This window comes from Streptomyces sp. NPDC090106, assembly GCF_044747265.1.
Lineage (GTDB): Bacteria > Actinomycetota > Actinomycetes > Streptomycetales > Streptomycetaceae > Streptomyces.
On the sequence record NZ_JBIVDS010000001.1, the window covers coordinates 381250 to 402022 of the forward strand.

The following is a 20773-nucleotide window of genomic DNA, read 5'->3' on the forward strand; positions in this document are numbered from 1 at the left end:
GGGGTGAGGGCCGTCCGGCGCCGAAGGTGCGGCGTCAGTCCTGCTGGGGGTGGTGCGGGGGGATCGGCGGGAGGTCGCCCGTGGTCTCGTAGTCCGCGAGCATGTCGATGCGGCGGATGTGGCGCTCGTCACCGGAGAAGGGCGTGGCGAGGAAGGTCTCGACGAACTTCGTCGCCTCGTCCTGGGTGTGCATCCGGGCGCCCACCGCGACGACGTTGGCGTTGTTGTGCTGGCGGCCCAGGGACGCCGTCTCCTCGCTCCAGGCGAGGGCCGCGCGCACCCCCTTGACCTTGTTCGCGGCGATCTGCTCGCCGTTGCCGGACCCGCCGATGACGATGCCGAGGGCGTCGGGGTCGGCGGCGGTGCGCTCAGCGGCGCGGAGGCAGAACGGCGGGTAGTCGTCCTGGGCGTCGTAGATGTGGGGGCCGCAGTCCACGGCGTCGTGGCCGGCCGCCTTCAGCCAGTCGACGAGGTGGTTCTTGAGTTCGAAGCCCGCATGGTCGGAGCCGAGATACACGCGCATGGGACGAGTGTGACACGCCTGTTTCCGGGCAGCCGCCCTGGGTGTCGATCAGGAAAATCATGCCCCCGACCGCGAAACCTCAGGAAAAACTCAAGTAACGATCCTGAATCAAAGGTTCACGAATTCCTTTGCCTCCGTTTCACTGGACCGGCCCGATGCGTACCCCACACGCACCCCGCTCACCGGCGTAAAGGAATTCCCCCCTCATGACTGGTCTCCAAGCCGGCCTCAAGAACCGACATCTGTCGATGATCGCCATCGGCGGTGTGATCGGCGCCGGCCTCTTCGTCGGCTCCAGCTCCGGTATCGCCACCGCCGGTCCCGGCATCCTGCTCTCGTACGCCCTCGTCGGCACGCTCGTGGTGCTGGTGATGCGGATGCTCGGCGAGATGTCGGCCGCCAACCCGACCTCCGGGTCGTTCTCCGCGCACGCCGACCGGGCGCTCGGCCGCTGGGCCGGGTTCTCCATCGGCTGGCTCTACTGGTTCTTCTGGGTCGTCGTGCTCGCCGTGGAGGCGACCGCCGGCGCCAAGATCCTCGAAGGCTGGATCCCCGCCGTACCGCAGTGGGGGTGGGCGCTGATCGTGATGGTCGTGCTGACCGCCACGAACCTCGTCTCCGTCGGCTCCTACGGCGAGTTCGAGTTCTGGTTCGCCGGGATCAAGGTCGTCGCCATCGGCGCGTTCATCGTGGTCGGACTGCTGGCCGTCTTCGGTGTGCTGCCGGGCGCGGACACCTCGCAGGCCGGGCTCTCCAACCTCACCGGCCACGGCGGGTTCCTGCCCAACGGGCCCGGCGCGATCCTCACCGGTGTCCTGCTCGTCGTCTTCTCCTTCATGGGCAGCGAGATCGCCACCCTGGCCGCCGGTGAGTCCGAGGACCCGCAGCGCGCCGTCACCAAGTCGACGAACAGCATCATCTGGCGGATCGGCGTCTTCTACCTCGGCTCGATCTTCGTGGTCGTCACGCTGCTGCCCTGGGACTCCGGGTCCATCGCGGAGGACGGCTCCTACGTCGCCGCGCTCGACTCCCTCGGTATCGCGCACGCCGGCCAGATCATGAACTTCATCGTGCTGACGTCCGTGCTGTCGTGTCTCAACTCCGGTCTCTACACGGCCTCCCGCATGGCCTTCTCGCTCGGCGAGCGGGGTGACGCCCCCAAGGCGTTCGCCCGCACCACCTCCCGCGGGGTGCCGATGGCCGCGATCGTCGCGTCCGTCGTCTTCGGGTTCGTGGCCGTGTTCTTCAACTACCGCTTCCCGGACTCCGTCTTCCTCTTCCTGGTCAACTCCTCGGGCGCGGTCGCCCTGTTCGTGTGGCTCGTCATCTGCTTCTCGCAGCTGCGCATGCGGCGGATCATCCAGGCCGAGTCGCCCGAGAAGCTCGTCGTACGGATGTGGCTGTACCCGTATCTGACCTGGGCGACGGCCGCGCTCATCGTGTTCGTCCTCGGCTACATGCTCACCGACACCGAGCACGACGGCCGTGAGACCGTGCTGCTGTCCCTGCTCGTCGCGGCGGTCGTCCTCGCCATCGCGTTCGTACGGCAGGCGCTGGGCAAGGGCCGTCCGGCCGCTCCCGCCACGGACTCCGGGGAGCCCCGGGACGAGGTCAGGGTCGGCTGACACCGGCCGTCGTCCTTCACCGTGCCGTGCCCTTCACCGTGCTGTGCCGTCGCCGCTCTCGCAGCGCCGCACTCACAGCACGGTGAAGCTCTCCTTCACCTTCCCGTACGTCTTCAGCGCCTGCGCCTCGACGTCCGGCTGGTAGAAGATGTCGACCTGGTACGACTTCCCGTCCTCGTTGAAGCCGAGCAACCGGGCGTGCCAGGCGGTGCCCTTGAGGGTGAACGTGTACTCCCACACGACCGCCGGGTTGCCCTGGAAGGTCGTCTCCTCCAGGCGGATCTTCGTGTAGTCCTGCCCCTGCTGGGCGTTGCGCTCCGAGGTCTCCCAGGTGTCCATCAAGTCCCCCCGCGCGAGGGACGACTTGGCGACCAGCTCCTGCGTGCCGTCGGGCGACGTGTAGTGCACCTCCGCGCCGGTCTTCACGTCCCTGCGCCAGCCCGTGGGCGTCGCCCATCCGTAGCCGCCCGCCTCCTCGTGCGCGCCGGGCGGCAGGCTGCGCGGGCGGGCCGTTCCCTCGACGGTGGACGACGGGGTCGGGGACGGGGACGGGGTCCCCGACCCCGTGGGCGACGCCGCCGCGCTGGACGAGCCGCCTCCCGCCCGGTCGTCGTCCGGCGCACCGGAACCCGAGTTCAGCAGCAGCACCGCCGCGGCCACCGCTCCCGCCGTGGCCAGCGCCCCGGCGGCGATCCAGCCGGTACGGCGTCGGGGGCGGGGGTCTCGTCGCCCGGCCGGCTCCGGTGCGGGCACCGGTGCCGGCGCCGGTTCGACGAGCGGGTGCGGCTCCGTCAGTGCCTGCGACCGGATCAGCGAGACGCCCGCGCGACGCGGCACGGTGGGCGTCTCGGAACGGACCTCCGAACCGATGGCCGACGCCGCTTCGCTGGACGAGCTGGAGGAGGTGGAGGACGTGGAAGAGGTGGAAGAGGCGGAGGGGCCGGGGGCGACCACCTCGGTGGGGCGCCGCCGATCCAGGCTGACGGGACGGCTGTCGGGGGTGGGCGCTGCGGCGTACTGGGGCGGGATCGCGTCCTGGACGGGGTCGGGTTCGGGCTCCTCAGGGGCGTCGGACAGCGAGGGCGGGAGCCGCGAGGCGTCCAGGTAGGCCGGGGTGGGTGACTCCCGCACCGGCCAGGGGAATCGGGGTGTGTCACGGTCCGGGGCCGGCGCCGACGCCGACGCCTCGGACGAGGCGGGCTGCTCCGCGGTGCCGCCCGCCGTACCGTTCCCGCGCGGCGAATCGGCCCCGGCGCCGACGACACCGGAATCCGGCACGGGCGGTTCCGCCTCCGGTCCGGGGAACGCCGGGTTCGGGGCCGGTGCGTGTGCCCCCGAGGGACCGGGCTGCGGCTCCTCGGCCAGGTCAGGCTCGGAGGGGCCACCTGAGGCCCCTGGCCAGGACCCCGACTCCGACGCGGGCCGTTGCGACCCCGGGCTCAGGGCCGCCGGATCCAAGCCTCGGGCGTGTGCCGCCGAGGGACCGGGCTGGGACTCCTCTGCCGGGTCCGGCCCGGAAGCGGCACCTGATCGCCCTGACCACGACCCCGGCTCCGACCTCGCCTCCGGTCCGGCAACCGCCGGGTCTACGACGGGACCGCGCGCGGCAGAAGGCTCAGACCGCTCCCCCTCAACCGAGCCCGGCGCTGCGGCGGCATTTGACACCCCTGGCCACGGCTCCGGCGCAGGCCGCTCCGACCCCGGTCCCGGTCCCGGGGAGGCCGGGGCGTGCGCCGCCGAGGGACCGGGCTGCGGCTCCCCCGCCGGGCCGGGCCCGGAAGCGACACCTGATCGCTCTCGCCACGACCCGGGCTCCGGCCTCGGCTCCGCCCCGGGTCCGGCGACCGCCGGGCCGCGCGCAGCCGAAGCGTCCGCCCGCCCCTCCTCCGCCGAGTCCGGCGCCGAGGCGGTGCCTGATGGTCCTTGCCTCGGCCATGGCTCCGGTTCCCGTTCCGGACCCGGCGCCGTAACCGCCGGGTCCGCAGTCGAGGGTCCGGGGCGGGGCTCCTCCGGCTCGGAGGGGGCGTCCGATGATCCGGGCCATGGCCGGCGCTCCCGTTCGACCTCGGCCTCGGTCTCGGGCAGGGGGGTTCCTGGAGCTTCCGGTTCCTGTGGTCCGGAGGCGGGAGCCTGGGCACGGGAGCCGGGGGCGTCGATGTCCGCCGCTCCCACCGCCACCGTGGGGGTGGGGGCCGGGAAGGCGACCTGGCGGAGGGCTGCCTCCAGGTCGTCCAGGCCGGGGCGGGTCTCCGGTTCCTTCTCCAGGAGGGCGGCCAGTGTGGCCGTCAAAGGGCCTGCGGAGGGGGGAAGTTCGGGCTCTTCGTAGAGGACGGCGTGGAGGGTGGCGAGGGTGGTGTCGCGGGAGAAGGGCGAACGGCCGCCGAGCACGGCGCACAGGGTCGCGCCGAGGGACCAGATGTCGGACGGCGGGCCCTGGGGACGGCCGGAGACCCGTTCGGGGGCCATGTAGTCGGGCGAGCCGACCAGCATGCCGACCATCGTGAGCGCCTTGGCGTCCTGCATGGCCGCGATGCCGAAGTCGGTGAGGACGACCCGGCGTCCGGCGTCCTCGACAAGGACGTTGCCCGGCTTGATGTCCCGGTGCAGCACACCGCGCGCGTGGACCTGGCGCAGCGCCTCCACGAGGCCGATGCCGATCCGGGCGGTCGCGGCGGGCGCCAGGGGGCCCTCCTCGGCCATGAGACGTTCCAGGGAGCGGCCGACGACCAACTCCATGACGATCCACAGGCGTTCACCCTCGTCGACGACGTCGTAGACGCGGACGACGTTGGGGTGGTCGATGCGGGCGGTGGCGCGCGCCTCGCGCAGGGTGCGTTCGCGGCGGGTGCGGGTGTCCTCGGCGTCGAGGCCGTCGATGCGCATCTCCTTGACGGCGACCGGGCGGTCGAGCATCTCGTCGGCCGCTCGCCACACCCGCCCCATTCCGCCCTGTCCGATGCTTTCGGCCAGGCGATAACGTCCCGCCACCAGCGTCCCCGGCGACCCACCGTTCCGGGTGTTTCCCTGGTTTCCCGTGTTTCCCGCGTTCCCCGAATTACCCGGCAATCCGCTGCACCCCCTCTACGCTCCTCAACACTCCCCCGCGCGCCCCTACTTCAACACAATGGTCACACTTCGCGCCGTACCAGCATAGTGCGGAGAAATCTTGTGGTACCTCTTCGAGTACTGCGAATTCAGGCGCAGGCAAGGGGGGCGAACATGAGTTCTCGTCGTATGACGGCCATCGCGGGATCGCTGGTCACGGCATCTTTCTCGACCGTGATGATCCTTTCTGTCACCGCCAGTGCGGATGACCAGGGGCCCGGCAGCAGCAAGGGGGGAAAGGTCGTCGACGAGGCACCGGCCGGGGTCAAGTTGACCACGACTCTGCCCGAACAGATCTCGGTCGACAATTCTTCCGAAAAGACCGACATCACCGCGACGGTGAAGAACGAGGGGACCAAGGAGAGCGGAAAGATCCAGCTTTTGGTCGTCGGTTTCGACGGCCTCACGGTCAACGGAGTACAAGGCTGCTCCCAGATTCCCGAAGGTGATCTTCCGGAGGGTTCCAACAGCGGTTTCGCCTGCCCGATCGACAATCTCGCGGCGGGCGACTCGAAGTCGTACGCCGTGGACGCGTCGTTCGATCTCGGCAAGACCGGGAAGATCTGTCTCCCGGTGCAGACCGCCGACGGGAAGAAGACGTACTGGCAGCAGGGCCCGGTTCCGTTCGGCACGACGAACCCGTCGCCGAACGCCCCGGCCACCCCGCTGCTCCTCGGCACCGACAACAAGCCGGTGGCACCCGGCGGTGACGACCTGCCCCAGACCGGCGCCGCACCGCGCGAGGTGCTGCTGGGCGCGGCGGGCGCGGCGCTGCTGAGCGCCGGCGCGGCCGGGCTCTGGTGGTCGCAGCGGCGCCCGCGGCAGCAGGACTGACAGCGCGACGGGAAACGGGAAGGAGGGGCCGGGGTGGTGTCACCACCCCGGCCCCTCCTTCGGTGCGTCCGTCCTGCGTTCTACCGCACGGTCACCGGTCGAGCAGCTTCCACGCCGTCGGCAGCAGCCCCATCGCCAGCGCGGCCTTGAGGGCGTCGCCGATCAGGAACGGGGTGAGACCGGCGGCGATCGCGGCGGAGAGGGACATGCCGGCCGCGAAGGCGAGGTAGGGCACGCCGACGGCGTAGATGATCGCCTCGCCGAGCAGCATCGCGCCCGCGGTGCGCAGGGCCGAGCGGTCGGCGCCGCGCCGGGCGAGGGCGCCGACGGCGGTGGACGCGAGGATCATGCCGAGGACGTAGCCGAAGGAGGGCGCGGCGGCGCCGGAGGCACCCTCCGCGAACCACGGCACGCCCACGACGCCGGCGATCGCGTAGAGCGCGAGGGAGAGGAAGCCGCGGCCGGCGCCGAGCGCCGTGCCGACGAGCAGCACCGCGAGCGTCTGGCCGGTCACCGGCACCGGGGAGCCCGGGACGGGCACGGCGATCTGGGCGGCGAGGCCGGTGAAGGCGGCGCCGCCGAGCACGAGCGCGATGTCGCGGACGCGGGAGGCCGGGAGGAGGTCCGCGAGGACCTGGCCGGGACGGACGGGGGCGACGGCGGTGCTCATGGGGACTCCGGCGAGGTGAGGGCACTGGGGACACCGTGACGCTATCCCGGGGCCCTCGTGGCGATCACCGTCAGCGCTCGACAAAGGGTGGAGCGGGAGCTTGGTGGGCTCCGGACAAAGGGTGAGGGCTACACGGGTCCAGAGGTGACGCCGGTCACTGAGGCAGGGACGTTTCGGTCACGTGTCCAATGTGAACAGCGTCTGTAGGGTCCCACCAAATGGCCGTCGGCGCTCTGGTCGCGGCCGACGCCCGGCCCTACGCTTCGGGCCATGGTTCCCCAGGCCCTGCTGCTCACGTCGCGTCGCCATGTCGACCTGCGGCGTGTGAGCGCAGCCGCCTGTCGCCGCCGCGGGTGAGGCGGCCTCGGCGCGCCTCACGGACAGAGACGGTGCCGGAACCGCTCCCGAGGTGATCGCCATGCCCACATCCATGCCCACATCCATGCCCACTCCCCTGTCCCATCCCCTGGCCGCTCCCGCGCCCACGCCCCTGCCCCCTGCCGCCGACAGCGACCGGCGGCGGACGAGCGCCAGTGTCGTCCTGCGGTCCGTGCTGGAGCACGGGCCGGTCGCGCGCTCCACCATCGCCCGGCTGACCGGGCTGTCCCCGGCGTCGGTGACGGACTACTGCGCCCGGTTCACCGAGCGGGGACTCATCCGGGAGTCCGCCGTGCCCCGGCGGAGCAGGGGTGTGGGGCGGCCCCATGTGCCGGTCGACCTGGACGACTCGCGTTTCGTGGTGGGCGGCGTCCATGTGGCCGTGCCCCACACCACGCTCGCGCTGCTGGATCTGCGGGGCCGGGTGGTCCGCTCGCGGGAGCTGCCGCACGACGGCACCGATCCGCGGCGGGTCCTGGCGCGGGCGGCCGAGCGGCTCGTGGGGCTGCTGCGCGAGGCCCCGGGGTGCCGGCCGCTCGGGATCGGCTTCTCGGCGGGCGGCTGGGTGGACCGGGAGTCGGGGACCGTGGTGGAGCATCCGCTGCTGGGCTGGCGGGACGTCCCGGTGCGGGAGCCGATCGGTGAGCGGACCGGGCTGCCGGTCCATGTGGACGGGCACGCGCGGGCACTGGTCAACGCGGAGCGGCTGTTCGGGCGGGCCCGGGGCAGCCGGAGCATGCTGCACCTCTTCGTCGGCAACGTCGTCGACGCCGCGTTCGCCACCCATGACGAGGTGCACCACGGGCCGCGCTCCCAGGCGGGTGCGATCGCCCATCTGCCGGTTCCGGGCGGTACCGAGCCGTGCGCGTGCGGCCGGATCGGCTGCCTCCAGGCCGAGTTGGGCGAGCGGACGCTGTGCCGCAGGGCGCGGGCGGCGGGCTCGATCGCCGGGGTGAACCCGGTGCATCTGGTGCGGGCCGCGGCGGGCGGCGACGCGACGGCCGTACGGCTGCTGGTGGAGCGGTCGCGGATGACGGGGCGGGCGGCGGGGATGCTGCTCGACATCCTCAACCCGGACGTCGTCGTGGTCACCGAGGTGGGAGCGATGTCCCGGCCGGACTGCCTGGAGGGACTGCGCGAGGGGGTCGGGGGCGCCCGGGCGGCGTCCGTCGTCCCGAGCAGTTTCAAGGATCACGTGCTGGCCATGGCCGGGGGCTGTGTCGCGTTGGACGTGCTGTACCGGGACCCGCTGGGCGCCTCACCTGAGGCTATTTAATTCAGAAACTCGGAATGTTGACAGCCGTCGGCAGCGGTCGGGAACATGCTGGTCATGAGCCTGTTCACGAGTTGTCGCACCTTCTGCAGCTGACACGTTGACGCGCGCGTCGAGCGCGCTCGGCTCTCTTCTCCGCTCACTTCCTCCGCTCTCCTGCGCGGATTTCGCCTGCCTTCGCGTCTCCTCGCTCCGCTTCCTCTCGCGTCCTTCCTCTCTCCTTTTCCTCCCCTTTCGGCTGACGGAGTTCTCCCATGCCCAGGCCCGTGTCCGATCCCCCTGTCCGCGGCGTCGACCGCCGCCTGTTCCTCACCTCCCTGCTCGGTGCCGCGGCCGGTGTCGCGGGGCTGACCGGCTGCGCCGAGTCCCGTGCGGCCACCGGCGGCACGGCGGCCTCCTCGGCGCCGCTGGCCGACAAGGTCCCGCCCGGTACCGGTCTGAAGATCACCTCGTACCAGGGCACCCAGCAACTCCAGTTCAAGCTGGCCGAGTTGGGCAAGCTGCCGTTCACGGTGTCCAGTTGGGTGAATCTCGCCGCCGGCCCCGATGTCATCAACGCCTTCCGTTCCAGGTCCCTGGATCTCGCCAACAACGCGGGCATCCCGCCGATCCAGGCCCACTACCAGGGGCTGGACGCGAAGATCGTCGCGATCAACATCACCCGCAAGCCCAACTACGTCTTCGCCACCAAGCCGGGCAGCGACATCACCTCGGTCGGGGATTTCAAGGGCAGAAAGCTCGCGTTCTCGCAGGGCCAGGCCCAAGGGGTCGTGCTGCTGCGGGCGTTGAAGCAGGCGGGGCTCGCCTACGACGACGTGGACCTGGTCCCGCTGACCAGCAACCAGTTCCTCACCGCCCTCCAGTCGGGCCAGGTCGACATCGCCCCGCTGGGCAACACCCAGTCGCCCGCCTATCTCGCGCAGTACGAGGCGAAGGGCGCCCGGGTCATCGCCACGGACGTCGTCGACCTGCTCAACCTGCTGTGGGCGCCCGCGTCGGTGCTGGGTGACGAGGCGAAGGCCGCCGCGGTCGCCGCGTACATCCCGTACTGGGCCAAGGGCGCGGTGTGGGCGTACGAGAACCCGGACGTCTGGAACCGGGAGTTCTACGTCAGGACGCAGAACCTGACCGCCGCCCAGGCCAAGTCGATCTCGGACCTCGCCAACAAGCCGCTCTTCCCTCCGAGTTGGGACGAGGCCATCCGCTGGGAGCAGGAGACGGCCGATCTGCTCGCGGAGGGCGGGTTCGTGAAGGAGTTCGACGTGGGCTCGCTCTTCGACCACCGCTTCGAGGGCATCGCCGCGCGGTCCGTGACCGAGGAGTACCGCAGGTGAGCGCCGTGACGACGGCGGCGCCCGCCGTCACCGAGGCCCCGCCCGTGGCCCGGCGCAGGCGCCGTACGCTCGCGCCCGGCAGGCGGCTGCCCGCCACCCGGCTGATCGGTCCCGCCCTTTTCCTCGCCCTGTGGGCCGCGGCCTCCGCAGCCGGCCGGCTGGACCCGGCGGCGATCCCGGCACCCTGGACGGTCGTCGCGACGGGGGTGCGGCTGTGGAACGAGGGCACCCTGTCCGAGGACGTCCTCACCTCGCTGCAACGGGCCGCGTCCGGCTTCGCGATCGGGCTGACCGCCGGGGTCGTCCTAGCGCTGGCCGCGGGGCTGAGCCGCGTCGGCGAGGCGCTGATCGACGGGACGGTGAACCTCAACCGGGCGATCCCGACCCTGGGGCTGATCCCGCTGTTCATCCTCTGGCTGGGCATCGGGGAGACCTTCAAGATCGCCATCATCGCGATCGTCGTCTACATCCCGATCTATCTGAACACCCATGCCGCGCTGTCCGGCATCGACAGCCGGTTCGTCGAACTCGCCGAGGTGCAGGGCCTGAACCGGCTCCAGTTCGTCCGGCAGATCGTGATCCCCGGCGCGCTGCCCGGATTCTTCGTGGGACTCCGGCTCGGCGTCACCGGTTCCTGGCTCGGGCTGGTGGTGCTGGAGCAGATCAACGCGACCAGCGGGCTCGGTTACATGATGTTCCAGGCCACGAACTACGGCCAGTCGGACGTCATCCTCGTCGGTCTGGTCGTCTACGGGATCTTCGGCCTCGTCTCCGACAGCGCGGTCCGTCTCATCGAACGAAGGGTGCTGTCGTGGCGACGCACACTGAGCAGCTGACCCGGCCGGCCGTCCGGCTCCGGGGCCTCACCCGGTCGTTCGAGGGGCGCACGGTCCTCGACGGCATCGACCTCGACCTGCCGGCGGGGCAGTTCACGGCCCTGCTCGGGCACAGCGGCTCCGGCAAGAGCACGCTGCTGCGGGCGGTCGCGGGGCTGGACCACCAGGTCGCCGGGAGCGGTGAACTGGCCGCCCCGGAACGGATCTCCGTGGTCTTCCAGGACTCACGGCTGCTCCCCTGGCGCCGGGTCCTGGACAACGTCCTGCTGGGCACGGACGGCGAGGCCGCGGGGCGGGCCGCGCTCGACGAGGTGGGGCTCAAGGGGCGCGAGCGGGCCTGGCCCAGCGAGCTGTCCGGCGGTGAGGCACAGCGGGCCGCGCTGGCCAGGTCGCTGGTCCGGGAGCCCGAACTGCTGCTGGCCGACGAGCCGTTCGGGGCGCTGGACGCGCTGACCCGGATCAGGATGCACGCCCTGCTGCGGGAGCTGTGGGAGCGGCACCGGCCGTCCGTGCTGCTGGTCACGCACGACGTGGACGAGGCGATCGTGCTCGCCGACCGGGTGCTGGTGCTGGAGCACGGCCGGATCGGCCTCGACCTGACCGTCGACCGGCCGCATCCGCGGTCGTACCGGGATCCGCTGCTGGGCGAGTACCGGGAGCGGCTGCTCGCGGCGCTGGGCGTCACGGAGGACCCCGCATGAGCGCCGTCCGCCGGCTGCGTCTGAACGCGTTCCTGATGAACACCGGCCACCACGAGGCGTCCTGGCGGCTCCCGGAGAGCGATCCGTACGCGCACGTCGAGCTCGGCCACTACGTCCGGCTGGCCCGGACCGCCGAACGGGGCACCTTCGACTCGCTGTTCCTCGCCGACGGTCCGCACCTGTGGGGCAGTGTGGGTCAGCGTCCGGCGGGCGCCCTGGAACCGCTGACCCTGCTCACCGCACTGGCGACGGCCACCGAGCACATCGGCCTGATCGCCACCGCGTCCACGTCCTACAACTCCCCCTACAACCTGGCCCGCAGGTTCGCCTCGCTGGACATCGTCAGCGGCGGCCGGGCGGGCTGGAACGTCGTCACCACCGCCGGTGCGGAGGCGGCCCGCAACTTCGGGCTGGACGCCGAGCCCGCGCACGCCGACCGGTACGCGCGGGCCGCCGAGTTCCTCGACGTGGCGCTGAAGCTCTGGGACAGCTGGGAGGACGACACGATCGTCGCCGACAAGGCGTCCGGGGTGTGGGGCGACGACACGAAGATCCATCCGCCCCGGCACCGGGGCACGTACTTCGGTGTCGAGGGCGCCCTCAACGTGCCGCGCTCACCGCAGGGTTACCCGCTGCTGGTGCAGGCGGGGTCCAGCGAGGACGGCAGGGCGTTCGCCGCCCGGTACGCGGAGGCGGTGTTCACCGCGCAGCAGACCCTGGAGGACGCGCAGGACTTCTACGCCGACCTCAAGTCCCGTACCCGCGCGGCCGGACGGGACCCCGATCATCTCAAGGTGCTGCCCGGGATCGTGCCGGTCATCGGCTCCACCGAGGCCGAGGCGCGGGCGGCCGAGCAGCTCCTGGAGGACCACATCGTGCCCGCGCACGGCGTGGCCAACCTGGAGCGGCTGCTGCACCTGCCGAGCGGCACGCTGGAGCTGGACGCCCCGCTGCCCGCGGATCTGCCGCCCGAGAGCGCGATCGAGGGTGCGAAGAGCCGCTACACGCTGGTCGTCGGACTCGCCCGGCGCGAGGGGCTGACCGTGCGGCGGCTCGTCGGGCGGCTCGGCGGCGGGCGCGGGCATCTCACCTTCGCGGGGACGCCCGAGCAGGTCGCCGGTGCGATCGAGCGGTGGTTCACGCTCGGCGCCGCCGACGGCTTCAACATCATGCCGGCCGTACTGCCGTCCGGCCTCGACCTCTTCGTGGACCACGTCGTCCCGCTCCTGCGCGCCCGGGGTCTGCTCCGCGAGGAGTACGGCCCGCGCCGCACCCTGCGCGAGCGCTACGGCCTGCCCCGCCCCGCCAACCAGTACACCGCCTCCCCGGTCTGAACCGGTCCGCGCCGAGTCCGAGTTCCGCACAGCCCTTCCCGAACTCCCCTTCCCGAAAGGCCGATCCGTCATGACGCTCGACATCCGCAAGGTCACCGCCCACATCGGCGCGCAGGTCTCCGGTGTGGACATCTCCGGGCCGCTCGACGAGCGGGCCGTCGCCGGTATCCGTGAGGCGCTCAACGTCCACAAGGCGCTGGTCTTCGACGACGTGCGCCTCGACGACGCCGGACAGCAGGCGTTCGCCCGCCACTTCGGGGACCTGACCACCGCCCACCCGACGGTCGGCGCGGTCGAGGGCGCCCCGAACGTGCTGCCCGTCGACAGCGAGCAGGGCAGCGCCAGCCACTGGCACACGGACGTCACCTTCGTCCTCAACCCGCCCCAGGCCAGCACCCTGCGCAGCATCACGCTCCCGCCGTACGGCGGCGAGACGCTGATCACCAACGCGGCGGCGGCGTACCGGAGTCTGCCGGACCCGCTGCGGCAGTTCGCGGACACGCTGTGGGCCGAGCACACCAACGACTACGACTACGCGGTGCCGACGGAGGAGATCGACGAGACGAGGGCCGCCCAGCGCGCCCGGTTCACCTCGATCGCGTACCGCACGGCCCATCCCGTGGTCCGCGTCCACCCGCTGACCGGTGAACGCGGCCTGTTCATCGGCGGGTTCGCGCAGCGGATCGTGGGGCTGTCGGTGGGCGAGTCCCGCACGGTCCTCGACCTGCTCCAGTCGTACGTAGTGCGGCCCGAGCACATCCTGCGGCACCGCTGGTCGCCGAACCAGCTGGTCCTGTTCGACAACCGCATCACGCAGCACTACGCCGTCGACAACTACGACCGTCAGGCCCGCAGGCTGCACCGGGTGACCGTCGCCGGTGACATCCCGGTCGGCGTGGAGGGCAAGGAGAGCTACTCGGTGCAGGGCGACGCCTCGCACTACACCTCCGTAGCGGCGTAACCACACAGCGCACCGGACGCGTCCGGATAGTGGGCGGCCTTCCCCCGTCAGCGGGGAGGCCGCCCAGACTGTGGGCGTTTTGCCCCCCCACCGCCCCTCTCGACCATTGGACGAGCCGCGCCCATGCCTTCCCGCACCACCGCCCCCGCCCCACCGGGGGCGGACGCCCCGACGGCCCTCTCGCACGGCCTCAAGCAGCGCCATCTGTCGATGATCGCCCTCGGCGGGGTGATCGGGGCGGGCCTGTTCGTGGGCTCCGGCGCGGGCATCGCCGCCGCCGGGCCGTCGATCGTGATCGCCTACACCCTCTCCGGTCTCCTCGTGATGCTGGTGATGCGGATGCTCGGCGAGATGTCGGCGGCGTACCCGTCGTCCGGCTCCTTCTCGGCGCACGCCGAGCGGGCGATCGGGCCGTGGGCGGGCTTCACGGCGGGCTGGTCGTTCTGGGTGCTGCTGTGCACGGCCGTGGGCCTGGAGGGCATCGGCGCCGCGAAGATCGTGACGGGCTGGCTGCCGGGCACCCCGGAGTGGGCCTGGGTGGCGCTGTTCATGGTCGTGTTCTGCGGGACGAACCTCGCCGCGGTGAAGAACTTCGGCGAGTTCGAGTTCTGGTTCGCGGCGCTGAAGGTCGGCGCGATCTCCCTCTTCCTGGTCCTCGGGGCGCTGGCCGTCGCGGGCGTCCTGCCGGGCACGGACTCCCCGGGCGTCTCGAACCTCACCGACTTCCTCCCGCACGGCGGTGAGGGCCTGGTCATCGGCATCCTGGCCTCCGTCTTCGCCTACGGCGGACTGGAGACGGTGACCATCGCGGCGGCCGAGTCCGAGGACCCGGTGCGCGGGGTGGCGAGCGCGGTCCGTACGGCGATGTGGCGCATCGCGCTCTTCTACATCGGCTCGATGGCGGTCATCGTGACGCTCGTCCCCTGGGACTCGGCCGAGGTCGTCGAGAAGGGCCCGTACGTGGCCGCCCTCGACCGCCTGGGCATCCCGGGCGCGGGTCAGCTGATGAACGTCGTCGTCCTGGTCGCCCTGCTCTCGGCGATGAACGCCAACATCTACGGCGCCTCGCGCATCGCCTACTCGCTCGTCGAGCGGGGGCAGGGTCCCCGGGCGCTGGGCCGGGTGTCCTCGGGTGTGCCCCGGACCGCCGTACTGGTCTCCTCGGTCTTCGGTTTCGGGTGCGTGCTGCTCAGCTACTGGCGGCCGGACGACGTGTTCAGCTGGCTGCTCAACATGATCGGCGCGGTCATCCTCGTCGTATGGATCTTCGTCGCCGTCGCCCAGTTGCGGCTGCGGCGGCGGCTGGAGCGCGAGGCGCCCGGACGGCTGACGGTCCGCATGTGGGCGTTCCCCGCGCTGACCTGGGTCGCCCTGGCCGGTATGGCCTGCATCCTCGTCCTGATGGCCCGTGAGCCGGACACCCGCGTCCAGTTGTACTCGACGGGCGCGATGACGCTGGCTCTGGCGGCGGCCGGCTACGCCTGGCAGCGGAGGCGGGCGACCGTCTGATTCCCCACCACGCCGAGAGCCCCCGCGCGGATCCGCGCGGGGGCTTTTTGCTGTTAGCTTGTTATTGCAAGTCACTTGCAACAAGATGTGTTCGCGGAACGCGCCACACGCTTTCGAGGGGACCCTCCATGCCCGTCTACACACTCCCTGACCTGCCCTACGACTACGCCGCGCTCGCCCCCGTGATCAGCCCCGAGATCATCGAGCTGCACCACGACAAGCACCACGCGGCGTACGTGAAGGGCGCCAACGACACGTTGGAGCAGCTCGCGGAGGCGCGGGACAAGGAGACGTGGGGCTCGATCAACGGCCTGGAGAAGAACCTGGCGTTCCATCTCTCCGGGCACATCCTGCACTCGATCTACTGGCACAACATGACCGGCGACGGCGGCGGCGAGCCGCTCGCGGCGGACGGCGTGGGCGACCTCGCCGACGCGATCGCCGAGTCCTTCGGCTCCTTCGCCGGGTTCAAGGGCCAGCTCACCAAGGCCGCCGCGACCACCCAGGGCTCCGGCTGGGGCGTGCTCGCCTACGAGCCGCTCAGCGGCCGGCTCGTCGTCGAGCAGGTCTACGACCACCAGGGCAACGTCGGCCAGGGCTCCGTGCCGATCCTCGTCTTCGACGCCTGGGAGCACGCCTTCTACCTCCAGTACCGGAACCAGAAGGTCGACTTCATCGACGCCATGTGGGCCGTCGTCAACTGGCAGGACGTGGCCCGGCGTTACGAGGCGGCCAGGACCCGGGCGGATGTGCTGCTGCTCGCGCCCTGAGGGGTGTATGAATACGTCCTGCTCGTGATCGTCTTCTCACCCTTCACGTGGCAGGCGGAATGACGGAGGCCCCCGCGAGGACGTGACTCGCGGGGGCCTCCTGCCCCGCGCGGCAACGGATCAGGGCTTGCGGCCCAGGCCGCCGTGCTGGCCGATCGGCTCCGGCGGGGTGTCGCCGTCCGGACGCCACAGCGGTACCGAGACGATGCCGGGCTCGACCAGCTCCAGGCCGTCGAAGAACGCGGCGATCCGGTCCACCGGGCGCAGCAGGTAGGGGACCGCGCCGGTCTCGTTGTAGGCGTCCTGCGCCTGCTCGTAGTCCGGGTCGGTGCCGCGCGAGCCGTCGTTGATGTCGAGGTAGCTGCCGGAGGGCAGCCCCGCGAGGAGACGGGCGACCAGGTCGCGGGCCACGTCGTAGTCGGTGACATGGCCGAGGATGCCGCTCAGGATCAGGGCCGTCGGCCGTGAGAGGTCCAGGGTGCGGGCCGCCGCCTCCAGGATCCGCTCCGGCTCGTACAGGCTGAGGTCCTCGTACGCCGTCACGCCCTCGTCGGTGGAGGTGAGCAGGGCGCGGGCGTGGGTGAGGACGAGGGGGTCGTTGTCGACGTAGACGATCCTCGACTCGGGGGCGCTGCGCTGGGCGACCTCGTGGGTGTTGTCGACCGTGGGCAGGCCGGTGCCGACATCCAGGAACTGCCGGATGCCCGCCTCCTCCACCAGGTGGCGGATGCTGCGGCCGAGGTACGCGCGGCTGCTGCGCGCGATGGTGACGATGCCGGGGAAGACCGCGGTGTACGCGTCACCGGCCTCCTCGTCGACGGGGTAGTTGTCCTTGCCGCCGAGCCAGTAGTTCCAGATCCGGGCCGAATGCGGCACCGAGGTGTCGATCTCCGTCATGGACCCATCGTGCTACGAAGTGCCCTGCCCGTACGCCGGATCGGAGCAGAGGGCCGCGGCCTCCCGTACATCCGTACGCGTTGACTTCTCGCCCGGCCCCGATATTTTCGGGCCCGGCGGAGCGAGGAGGGGTCGATGACACGGACGCGGTCGCTGGACTGCCCGACCTGCCAGGGGATGCAGCTCTTCCGGCTGCTGAACCGCGAGGAGAAGGCGGCGGTGCGGGCGGAGCGGGGGGAACGCCTCCCGGTGGACAACCTGTGGCGCTGCACGGCCGAGGGCTGCCTGACGTACTACCCGCACCTGCGCAAGACCCGGGGCCTGCTGCTGCCGGAGCGGTTCCGGCTGACGGCCGGGGAGACCGGCGGGACGGAGGGGGGCGGAGGGACGGCGGGAGCGTGACGCCCGGGTTCCGCCCCCGGCAGCCCGGAATCCCGCCCCGGCGGGACGGGATTCCGGGCTGCCGACAGGACCGTGCGGCTCTCTGCCCTGATGCCACCGGACCGAGGGAGGCCGCGTGCCGACGTGGTGGGGCGACCACAACGACACCGGCGAGTTCCCCGACCGGGACGCGGAGACCCAGAAGGTGGAGACCCAGAAGGTGGGGACCCAGAGGTTGGAGACCTAGAGGTTGCTGAAGTCCGGGCCCTTGGTACGGGTGCGCTTGATCTCGTAGAAGCCGGGGACCGAGGCGACCGCGAGGGTGCCGTCCCACAGGCGGGCGGCGGCGTCGCCCTTCGGGGCGGGGGTGACGACGGGGCCGAAGAAGGCGATCTGCTCGCCGTCGGGGCCGGGGACGGCGATGACGGGGGTGCCGACCTCCTGGCCGACCTTGTCGATGCCCTCCTTGTGGGAGGCGCGCAGCTCGGCGTCGAACTCGAAGTCGTCCTGCTCGGCGTAGTCGATGAGGTCGGCGGGCAGGCCTGCGTCCGCGAGGGCGCCGGAGATGGCCTCCAGGGTCGGGCCCTCACCGTTGTTGTGGAAGCGGGTGCCGAGCGCGGTGTAGAGGGGGCCGAGGACGTCCGCGCCGTGCTTCTGCCAGGCGGCGGTGACGACCCGGGCGGGCTTCCACGCCTTGGTCGCGAGCATCTCCTTGTACTCCTCGGGCAGCTGGTCGAGCTTGTCCTCGTTGAGGACGGCCAGGCTCATGATGTGCCAGCGCACCTCGATGTCCCGCACCTTCTCGACCTCCAGCACCCACCGTGAGGTCATCCAGGCCCAGGGGCACAGCGGGTCGAACCAGAAGTCGACCGGGGTCTTGGCGGCGGTGCTCGCGGTCTCGGACATGCGTCTCCTCGGGAAGCGTTCGAATACTGCGGGAACACCGCCCGCCCGCCATGGCATTCCCCGCTGCGGCGCGTCAGGAGCACATGGCAGGATCGGTGCTGTCCACATACCGAACACCCCTTGAGGGAGTGCGCCCGTGCCCGGTGAGAATCTGTCCCGCGACGAAGCCCGGGAGCGGGCCGCCCTGCTCTCCGTCGACGGGTACGACGTGTCCCTCGACATCCGTTCGGCGCTCGGCGAGGCGCCGGCCGAGGGGCCCCGCACCTTCCGGTCCGTCACGACGATCCGCTTCCGCTGCAACGAGCCCGGCGCCTCCAGCTTCGCCGACCTGATCGCCCCGAGTGTGACCTCCGTCTCCCTCAACGGCCGCGATCTCGACCCGAGCGAGGTCTTCGACGGCTCCCGGGTCCTGCTGGAGGACCTCGCCGCCGACAACGAGCTCGTCGTCGACGCCCGGTGCGCGTACTCCCGCACCGGCGAGGGCCTGCACCGCTTCGTCGACCCCGAGGACGGCGAGGTCTACCTCTACACCCAGTACGAGCCGGCCGACTCGCGCCGCGTCTTCGCCAACTTCGAGCAGCCCGACCTCAAGGCCCCGTTCCGCTTCGAGGTGCGCGCGCCCGAGGCCTGGACGGTGTGGAGCAACGGCGAGGGCGCCCTCACGGACGGCGTGTGGCGGTTCGCGGAGACGAAGCCGATCTCGACGTACATCACCTGTGTGGTGGCGGGCCCGTACCACTACGTGACGGACTCCTACTCCCGCACCTTCGAGGACGGGACGACGCTGGAGATCCCCCTCGGCGCGATGTGCCGCAAGGGCCTGGCCCCGCACTTCGACTCCGATGACGTCTTCCTCGTCACCAAGCAGGGCCTGGACTTCTTCCACGAGCACTTCGACCACCCGTACCCCTTCGGGAAGTACGACCAGGCGTTCGTGCCCGAGTACAACCTCGGCGCGATGGAGAACCCGGGCCTGGTCACCTTCCGCGAGGAGTACATCTTCCGCGGCAAGGTGACGCAGGCGTCGTACGAGGCGCGGGCCAACGTCATCCTGCACGAGATGGCGCACATGTGGTTCGGCGACCTGGTCACCATGGTGTGGTGGGACGACCTGTGGCTGAAGGAGTCCTTCGCGGACTTCATGGGCACCTTCGCGAACGTGGGCGCGACCCGCTTCAAGGACGCCTGGATCACCTTCGCCAACCGCCGCAAGGCCTGGGCGTACCGCGCCGACCAGCTCCCCTCCACGCACCCGATCACCGCCGACATCCGCGACCTCCAGGACGCCAAGCTCAACTTCGACGGCATCACGTACGCCAAGGGCGCCTCCGTCCTGAAGCAGCTGGTGGCGTACGTCGGCCAGGACGCGTTCCTCGAAGGCGCCCGCCGCTACTTCAAGCGGCACGCGTACGGCAACACCCGCCTCGGCGATCTGCTGTCGGTCCTGGAGGAGACGAGCGGCCGGGACATGAGCTCCTGGTCGCGGTCGTGGCTCCAGACGGCGGGCGTGAACTCGCTGACCCCGCAGGTGGTCCTGGACGCGGACGGGCGGGTAGGGGAGCTGGCGGTGCTCCAGGAGGCGGCCGAGTCCCATCCCGAACTGCGCCCGCACCGGGTCGCGGTGGGCCTGTACCGCCGCGGCGGCTCCGGCGCGCTGGAGCGCTACGCGCGCGTGGAGGCCGACGTCGACGGGCCGCGCACGGTCGTGGCGGAGCTGGCCGGGGCCGAGGCGCCGGAGCTGGTGCTCGTCAACGACGACGACCTGACGTACTGCAAGACCCGGTTCGACGAGACGTCGCTGGCGACGCTGCGCGAGGCGCTCGGCTCGGTCACCGATCCGCTGGCCCGCGCCCTGTGCTGGTCGGCGCTGTGGAACATGACGCGGGACGCGCTGCTGCCCGCGCGGGACTTCGTGGACCTGGTCCTGCGGTTCGCGGGCCGGGAGTCCGACATCGGGGTGCTCCAGATGCTGCACGCCTGGTCGGAGTCGGCGCTGGCGCACTACGTGGCACCGTCCTGGCGGGCCACCGGCGGGGCGCTGCTGTCGGAGGGCGCCCGGCGTGAGCTGGAGGCCGCGGAGCCGGGCAGCGAGCAGCAGTTGGCGTGGGCGCGGTTCCACGCGCGGGTCGCGCAGGACGCGGCGGGCCTCGATCTGCTCCTGGGGCTGCTGGACGGCACGGCGGCCGTCGAGGGCCTGGACGTCGACCAGGAGCTGCGCTGGGCGTTCCTGGACCGGCTGGCCGAGCACGACCGCGCGGGCGAGAAGGAGCTGGCCGCGGAGCTGGCACGGGACGACACGGCGTCGGGCCGGCGGCATCAGGTGCGCTGCCTGGCGGCGCGGCCGTCGGCGGCGGTGAAGGCGCAGGCGTGGGCGCAGGTCGTGGAGTCGGACGCGTTGTCGAACGCGCTGGTGGAGGCGACGATCGCGGGCTTCGAGCGGTCCTCGCAGCGGGAGTTGCTGGCGCCGTACACGGCGAAGTACTTCGAGGCGATCGAGCGGGTGTGGTCCGAGCGGTCGATCCAGATCGGCATGGACGTGGTGCGGGGGCTGTTCCCGGCGGTCCAGGACTCCCCCGGGACGCTGGCCGCGACGGACGCGTGGCTGGCGGCGCACGCCTCTGCCGCGCCGGCGCTGCGCAGGCTCGTGCTGGAGGCGCGGGACGATCTGGCGCGGGCGCTGCGCGGACAGGAGTGCGACGCCGCGGCGGGCTGATCGTTGGCCAACGCTTAGGCGGG

General features: G+C 71.5%; 18 protein-coding genes. 13 read left to right on the plus strand and 5 right to left on the minus strand.

Annotated elements, in window-relative coordinates; all coding sequences use genetic code 11:
* Positions 1-34: 34 nt before the first annotated feature.
* Positions 35-523 carry a ribose-5-phosphate isomerase gene (locus ACIPSE_RS01775; RefSeq protein WP_401656275.1) on the minus strand — a complete coding sequence of 163 codons (489 nt, stop codon included), beginning with the start codon at positions 521-523 and terminating at the stop codon, positions 35-37.
* A 206-nt stretch (positions 524-729) separates the two neighbouring features.
* Between ACIPSE_RS01775 and ACIPSE_RS01780 the strand changes: the two genes are divergently transcribed.
* On the plus strand, positions 730-2148 hold the full coding sequence (locus ACIPSE_RS01780) for an amino acid permease (protein WP_401656277.1): 1419 nt from the start codon (positions 730-732) through the stop codon (positions 2146-2148).
* 72 nt (positions 2149-2220) lie between these two features.
* Here the strand turns inward: ACIPSE_RS01780 and ACIPSE_RS01785 are convergent, their stop codons facing one another.
* The gene (locus ACIPSE_RS01785) at positions 2221-5091 is read right to left on the minus strand and encodes a protein kinase (RefSeq protein WP_401657630.1); all 2871 of its coding nucleotides are present in this window, start codon (positions 5089-5091) and stop codon (positions 2221-2223) included.
* Between the two features lie 276 nt (positions 5092-5367).
* Here ACIPSE_RS01785 and ACIPSE_RS01790 point away from each other — a divergent pair, with 276 nt between their 5' ends.
* The gene (locus ACIPSE_RS01790) at positions 5368-6087 is read left to right on the plus strand and encodes a hypothetical protein (protein ID WP_401656279.1); all 720 of its coding nucleotides are present in this window, start codon (positions 5368-5370) and stop codon (positions 6085-6087) included.
* A 91-nt stretch (positions 6088-6178) separates the two neighbouring features.
* Here the strand turns inward: ACIPSE_RS01790 and ACIPSE_RS01795 are convergent, their stop codons facing one another.
* Positions 6179-6757 (minus strand): biotin transporter BioY, encoded by a 579-nt coding sequence (locus ACIPSE_RS01795; RefSeq protein ID WP_401656281.1) that lies wholly within the window; start codon positions 6755-6757, stop codon positions 6179-6181.
* Between the two features lie 270 nt (positions 6758-7027).
* On the opposite strand from ACIPSE_RS01795, the gene ACIPSE_RS01800 reads away from it, so the two are divergent.
* The 9 genes from ACIPSE_RS01800 (at position 7028) to ACIPSE_RS01840 (ending at position 15853) form a co-directional block, all read left to right on the plus strand.
* A complete protein-coding gene (locus ACIPSE_RS01800; protein WP_401657632.1) occupies positions 7028-7114 on the plus strand; it encodes a putative leader peptide in 87 nt (28 codons plus the stop codon).
* Between the two features lie 85 nt (positions 7115-7199).
* Positions 7200-8411: an ROK family protein gene (locus tag ACIPSE_RS01805; RefSeq protein ID WP_401656283.1), complete on the plus strand. Its 1212-nt coding sequence runs from the start codon at positions 7200-7202 to the stop codon at positions 8409-8411.
* A 251-nt stretch (positions 8412-8662) separates the two neighbouring features.
* Positions 8663-9742 (plus strand): ABC transporter substrate-binding protein, encoded by a 1080-nt coding sequence (locus tag ACIPSE_RS01810; protein ID WP_401656285.1) that lies wholly within the window; start codon positions 8663-8665, stop codon positions 9740-9742.
* Positions 9739-10578: an ABC transporter permease gene (locus ACIPSE_RS01815; protein ID WP_401656287.1), complete on the plus strand. Its 840-nt coding sequence runs from the start codon at positions 9739-9741 to the stop codon at positions 10576-10578. The genes ACIPSE_RS01810 and ACIPSE_RS01815 overlap by 4 nt, the downstream gene beginning before the upstream one ends.
* Positions 10554-11279 (plus strand): ABC transporter ATP-binding protein, encoded by a 726-nt coding sequence (locus ACIPSE_RS01820; RefSeq protein WP_401656289.1) that lies wholly within the window; start codon positions 10554-10556, stop codon positions 11277-11279. The genes ACIPSE_RS01815 and ACIPSE_RS01820 overlap by 25 nt, the downstream gene beginning before the upstream one ends.
* The gene (locus tag ACIPSE_RS01825) at positions 11276-12613 is read left to right on the plus strand and encodes an LLM class flavin-dependent oxidoreductase (RefSeq protein WP_401656292.1); all 1338 of its coding nucleotides are present in this window, start codon (positions 11276-11278) and stop codon (positions 12611-12613) included. The genes ACIPSE_RS01820 and ACIPSE_RS01825 overlap by 4 nt, the downstream gene beginning before the upstream one ends.
* A 70-nt stretch (positions 12614-12683) precedes the next feature.
* Positions 12684-13574 carry a TauD/TfdA dioxygenase family protein gene (locus ACIPSE_RS01830; protein ID WP_401656295.1) on the plus strand — a complete coding sequence of 297 codons (891 nt, stop codon included), beginning with the start codon at positions 12684-12686 and terminating at the stop codon, positions 13572-13574.
* A 123-nt stretch (positions 13575-13697) separates the two neighbouring features.
* A complete protein-coding gene (locus ACIPSE_RS01835) occupies positions 13698-15083 on the plus strand; it encodes an amino acid permease (protein WP_401656297.1) in 1386 nt (461 codons plus the stop codon).
* 128 nt (positions 15084-15211) lie between these two features.
* Complete coding sequence (locus ACIPSE_RS01840; protein ID WP_401656299.1) at positions 15212-15853, plus strand: superoxide dismutase; 642 nt, start codon at positions 15212-15214, stop codon at positions 15851-15853.
* A 120-nt stretch (positions 15854-15973) separates the two neighbouring features.
* Here the strand turns inward: ACIPSE_RS01840 and ACIPSE_RS01845 are convergent, their stop codons facing one another.
* Positions 15974-16750, minus strand: a complete 777-nt coding sequence (locus tag ACIPSE_RS01845) for an SAM-dependent methyltransferase (protein WP_401656301.1) — start codon at positions 16748-16750, stop codon at positions 15974-15976.
* Positions 16751-16885: 135 nt separating this feature from the next.
* Between ACIPSE_RS01845 and ACIPSE_RS01850 the strand changes: the two genes are divergently transcribed.
* On the plus strand, positions 16886-17152 hold the full coding sequence (locus tag ACIPSE_RS01850; RefSeq protein WP_401656303.1) for a hypothetical protein: 267 nt from the start codon (positions 16886-16888) through the stop codon (positions 17150-17152).
* Between the two features lie 222 nt (positions 17153-17374).
* Here the strand turns inward: ACIPSE_RS01850 and ACIPSE_RS01855 are convergent, their stop codons facing one another.
* Entirely contained in the window at positions 17375-18037 is a 663-nt protein-coding gene (locus tag ACIPSE_RS01855; protein WP_401656305.1) for a DsbA family protein, read from the minus strand.
* A gap of 136 nt (positions 18038-18173) precedes the next feature.
* Between ACIPSE_RS01855 and pepN the strand changes: the two genes are divergently transcribed.
* On the plus strand, positions 18174-20750 hold the full coding sequence (gene pepN / locus ACIPSE_RS01860; protein WP_401656307.1) for an aminopeptidase N: 2577 nt from the start codon (positions 18174-18176) through the stop codon (positions 20748-20750).
* Positions 20751-20773: the final 23 nt, after the last annotated feature.